Annotated in this window: 1 protein-coding gene; it reads left to right on the forward strand. The window is 65.9% G+C overall.

The features are described from left to right. A partial coding sequence (locus tag BN1128_RS10200; RefSeq protein ID WP_042868311.1) for an aromatic amino acid transport family protein occupies positions 1 to 1153 on the forward strand: 1153 nt, incomplete at its 5' end. Positions 1154 to 1213: the final 60 nt, after the last annotated feature.

A 1213-nucleotide genomic window follows, 5' to 3' on the forward strand; every position in this document is an offset into this window, starting at 1 on the left:
CACCACCATAGGCGCCGGCATGCTGGCCCTGCCGCTGGCCTCCTCTTCCCTCGGCGGACCCGCCACTCTGCTGCTGATGGTCGGGCTCTGGGCCCTGATGGCCTTCACCGCCATGTTGCAGGTGGAAGCCAGCCTCAATACCGGCAAGTGGTACCTGCACCAGCTGGCGGATCACCTGCTCGGCCCCTGGGGCAAGCGCATCGCCTCCTTCTGCATCCTGATGCTGTTCTACTCGCTGGCCTCCGCCTACATCAGCGGCGGCAGCAGCCTGCTGGCCCAGGCACTGGCCGATGCGGGCATGACCCTCAGCCAGGAGCAGGCGGCCTGGGCCTTTACCCTGCTGTTTGGCGGCATGGTCTGCGTCGGTACCAAGCAGGTGGATTACCTCAACCGGCTGATGTTCACCGTCAAACTGGTGATCATGGTGGGGGTACTGGCGCTGTTGCTGCCACGCGCCGAGGGGCAGCACCTGCTCTCCATGCCGCTCGGCCAGGGCTTGCTGCTGGCAGGGCTGCCGGTGATCTTCACCTCGTTTGGCTTCCACGGCTCTATCCCGAGCGTCATGCTCTACCTGGGCGATTGCCCCAAGCAGCTGCGCCGGGTGTTTGTGTGGGGCTCGGCCCTGCCGCTCATCCTCTACGTGCTGTGGCAGGTGGCTATCCTGGGACTGCTCGGTCAGCAGACCCTGATCCAGACTGGCGGCGCGCTCGACAGCCTCTTGGCCAGCGTCGGCAATCTGGTCAGCTGGCCCGCCTTCAATCAGGCGATGCATCTGTTCGCCGATCTGGCGCTCGCCACCTCTTTCCTCGGGGTGACGCTGGGGCTGTTTGACTTCATGGCCAAGGTGACCCACCGCAAGGACAACTGGCAGGGCCGCAGCCAGACCGGGCTTATCACCTTCGTGCCGCCCCTGCTGTTTGCCCTCTACTTCCCGCAGGGGTTCATCATGGCGCTCGGCTACGCCGCCATCGCGCTGGCGGTGCTGGCGGTGCTGCTGCCGGTGACCCTGGTGTGGCAGAGCCGCAAACGGGCCGAGGCGCACCACTACCGCGCACCCGGTGGCGTACTGGCGCTGGGTCTGGCCGGTGCCATGGGCGTGCTGATCGTAGGCGTGCAGGTGAGCGTCAGCCTGGGGCTGCTGCCGGCGCTCTGATCCTCATCCTTGGATGGAAAAAGAGAAGCCCCGCCAACACTGTTGGCGGGGCTTCTCTTT

Origin of the sequence: Aeromonas piscicola (assembly GCF_000820005.1) — a bacterium.
GTDB classification, from domain to species: domain Bacteria; phylum Pseudomonadota; class Gammaproteobacteria; order Enterobacterales; family Aeromonadaceae; genus Aeromonas; species Aeromonas piscicola.